Annotated in this window: 5 protein-coding genes; 4 read left to right on the top strand and 1 reads right to left on the bottom strand. The window is 37.3% G+C overall.

Annotated elements, in window-relative coordinates; all coding sequences use genetic code 11:
- Nucleotides 1–319 precede the first annotated feature (319 nt).
- On the top strand, nucleotides 320–469 hold the full coding sequence (locus tag F6K13_RS35380; protein WP_124145758.1) for a DUF1254 domain-containing protein: 150 nt from the start codon (nucleotides 320–322) through the stop codon (nucleotides 467–469).
- Nucleotides 470–483: 14 nt separating this feature from the next.
- Nucleotides 484–1227, top strand: a complete 744-nt coding sequence (locus F6K13_RS24595) for a bifunctional 2-polyprenyl-6-hydroxyphenol methylase/3-demethylubiquinol 3-O-methyltransferase UbiG (protein ID WP_124155215.1) — start codon at nucleotides 484–486, stop codon at nucleotides 1225–1227.
- A 589-nt stretch (nucleotides 1228–1816) separates the two neighbouring features.
- Here the strand turns inward: F6K13_RS24595 and F6K13_RS24590 are convergent.
- Nucleotides 1817–1993 carry a hypothetical protein gene (locus F6K13_RS24590; protein ID WP_287288661.1) on the bottom strand — a complete coding sequence of 59 codons (177 nt, stop codon included), beginning with the start codon at nucleotides 1991–1993 and terminating at the stop codon, nucleotides 1817–1819.
- Here F6K13_RS24590 and F6K13_RS24585 point away from each other — a divergent pair.
- Both F6K13_RS24585 and F6K13_RS24580 read left to right on the top strand, forming a co-directional pair.
- Nucleotides 1926–3095 (top strand): DUF3326 domain-containing protein, encoded by a 1170-nt coding sequence (locus tag F6K13_RS24585; protein WP_353735712.1) that lies wholly within the window; start codon nucleotides 1926–1928, stop codon nucleotides 3093–3095. The two genes, F6K13_RS24590 and F6K13_RS24585, sit on opposite strands and share 68 nt — an antisense overlap.
- 47 nt (nucleotides 3096–3142) lie before the next feature.
- The coding region (locus tag F6K13_RS24580) for a hypothetical protein (RefSeq protein WP_287288659.1) at nucleotides 3143–3411 on the top strand (269 nt) is incomplete at its 3' end.

The following is a 3411-nucleotide window of genomic DNA, read 5'->3' as shown; positions in this document are numbered from 1 at the left end:
TTTGATTAGGAAGAAGAATACGCATATACCCTCGGAGTGCAGGCATTTATCTATGCCTTTTCTTGGGGCTAACTACTGAAGCCGAATAATTGAACAAAGTTAGACAAATATTAATAAATATTGAAATATCCTGATTGTCTGCTATCTTGGGTTAATTTTGATTCTAAATTATCAAAAACTTTTTGTCATGACTTACCAGTTCAAATGCAATCAATCAAGAGCTATATGCCAAGAGCTTACAAGCATCACCTAATATTGAATGAGGGTACGGTCAACCAATTTATCTACCTCCGGAAACTGAAGGATTCATCCCACCAACTTGCTTGGTGGCGCACCTAACAACGACACCATGTATTCTCAGGCAGTTGTATATCTGGGTGACGAACCCCTTATCCTATCGATTCCACTACTCCCCTCGAATCTGGAACTTCCAGACTATCGCTACCACAACGTACAATTTACTGAATAGGAACTAACAAAAATATGTCGAATATAGATCAAGCTTCTTCAGCTACTATTAGAAAGCAGAATGAATACATAGAACTTGCTCAATTTTATGATTTATTGATGCAAGCAGGTTATTACGATCATCAAGCTTTTGTTAACTCATTGGCACTTATCTTAGGAAGCAGAACAAAAATCTTAGATGTGGGTATCGGAACTGGTTTACTTACTGAACAAATGCTGCAAGTTCAGAATTACGAGATCACAGGAGTAGACTTTTCTGAAGAAATGCTTGTCAAAGCTCGGCGTAGGTTGTCAGATTACAATGTCAAGTTATTAAATTTAGACATTAGAGACTATCCAGAAAATGAGTCCTTCCAATCTATCATTTCTAGTGGTGGTACTATCTGTATTTCACACCAAGATAGCGGGCAGTATCGATTATATAGTTACTGCGATGATAAGTTAGATCATCTTAGCCTACTGCGTAAACTCTACAATTTATTAGAAGACGATGGATTACTAATTATTTCAATTCAGGGAGAACACAAGAACTATTCAAAAGCAATATCAGAAGATATTACTTACTCTCAAGAAATCAACTATTCAGGTGACTATATGACAAAGTGGTATACATTTTCCAATGAGGAAAAAATACTTTCACGTCAATCTGTAAAATTGGTCGTTTTCGATGAAATAGAAATGATTAATTCATTTACTGAAGTCGGGTTTAAGTCTCTAGGGGTTGATCAATCCAATAAGTTTTACGTTTTCCAAAGGTAAATGTTGTGGTGTTGGTGAATCAAACTATGAAATAATCACTCTGGTGTTACAAGAAACCGGGTTTGTTGGAGACAGATGCCAATACCTTAGTGGTATCTAATACAAACCCAATTTCCCAAAAAAAAATCATAGCAAAAATGTAACCGCTCAATAAATGGGGGCGGACTACCTATTCGAGAAGGATTTTACTCCATTTGAGGCTTGTCATTGAACGATTTACCCCGAATTATTCAGCGGTTACGCAAAAATCACTAATGCCAATATTGTCTCTAGTCTCTCCAGCACTCTGACTTTTATCGCTATCTCTATTCCCTGGGCGATTGAATATGACAATCGTTCAACAAACCCAATCCGCTAAAAGCTGAGATTGGGTATTGGGAAGACAAATTCCAATTTATAGCAGTTTTCATGTAAGTATTCAAGCGGACATGATATTACAACTTTTTTTTGTTGGTTGCAGGAGCATCAAGAAATTTTTCCTCAACTTGTAATTATTTAGTTGACTTTAGATTATAATTATTTATGTTGCTTCAAGTTAATCTTAAAACGTTTAGTTAATGTCTCAAGTATATACCAAAGACTTTGAAATTCAATGTCCTCCACAACAGCGCACCTGGAGGGAAATTGCCCAATAAATTGGGCAATTTCCCTTACCAGGCATTCCCATTCGCTTAATTTTAACGAAAGTTGAAGGAGATATCCTCACCTTTGAATCAAGCTTTATCGATACAGACAGAAAGCCAGTTTGGTCATCATTACTAGACATTAATATTCGTCAGCGAGTTTCTAATAAGCCGTTTGTAGCAGTTAGTATTATTCCTACAGGAGTTAGAGCAGAAATTGGTGGTTTTGCGGGAGACGCTACTCCCAGTACCAATCTGTTAGCAACCGCTTGTGACTATCTGGTAACAAATCCCAATGCAGTTACAGCATCGGATATCTATTTTGCTCAGGATAATGTTCTTTATTTAGAAGGAAATCTGATTTGTCAATTACTACTGGGTAATATTGGAGTAATTCCTGAGAAACGCAAAAACATTGCAGCAATTATTGAAAAGCCAAGAGATGAGCGATTTTTAAACAATGTTATTAACGCTCTAAATGGCTTGCGTGCTGTGGGAGGAATTAATATCGACCCTGTAGTTGTAACGGGTGGTTCTGTTGAAACCACCTGTACCTATTCCCAGTATGGTAATGCTTCTGGGGAATTTAAAGGTATGGATGAGTTGATAAAAGCTCTAGATGTGGTGGAAAATTCTGCCGTTGGAGCAGTAGCTTTAATGACCACTTTGCAAGTAGATGACAAAGTGCGTCAAGCTTACTACCGAGGAGAATCTATTGCCAATCCCTGGGGGGGTGCGGAAGCAATTCTGACCCACATGACGACTAATTTTTATCCCTTTACTGCTGCCCATGCTCCATTATTATTAGAGTGGGAACATACGGGATTTGGTAAATTAGTAGATCCCAGAGATGGAGCAGAATTAATTTCTAGTGCATATCTTTGTTCTCCCATGAATGGTTTAATTAATTCTCCTCGCCCCGTAAGATTTGATACTCCTGTAGCAGCAGGTGAAACTAGGATATCCGTAGAGAATATTTCCGCAGTGGTAATGCCAGAAACTACAGTGGGAAATATACCTTTCTTAGCGTCTCTAGACCAAGGGGTTCCCATAATTTTAGTCAAAGATAATACTACTAAATACGATATTACTCCTGAAAAACTACAAATTGAAACTCAGGGACACAAGATATATCGTGTCAATAGCTACATGGAGGCGACAGGATTACTGTTGGCCTTACGCAATGGGATTGCAGTAGAAAGTACAATTCGCCCCATACCCCAACTCAAGCCGATTTTTCTGTAATTGAATATAAAACTTAGTTGATTAGTCAAATCAAAAGCTTAAAAAATATGATTTACGAACCGCACTTTTTGTATCGTCTGAAGCTGGTATTTGTTTTTGTACTGGTCAAACTGAAATTTCTTCAGCCCTTGTTACCTAAAAGTTTGATGGATAAATTGCCTACAGGGTGGAATAATCATATGTTTTGGGTAGCATTCAAATCAGGTGGAAAAAAGTTATTTTTTAATTATTACTGTAAGATGCAAGAACCAGCATCTTATAAACCAATAGTAAGCGTCGATGCTAAGTATCAATTAACTCAAGAAGACATTCGAGA

This window comes from Okeania sp. SIO2B9 (genome assembly GCF_010672505.1).
Classification (GTDB): domain Bacteria; phylum Cyanobacteriota; class Cyanobacteriia; order Cyanobacteriales; family Microcoleaceae; genus Okeania; species Okeania hirsuta.
This window is presented reverse-complemented; position numbering and strand designations above follow the sequence as displayed.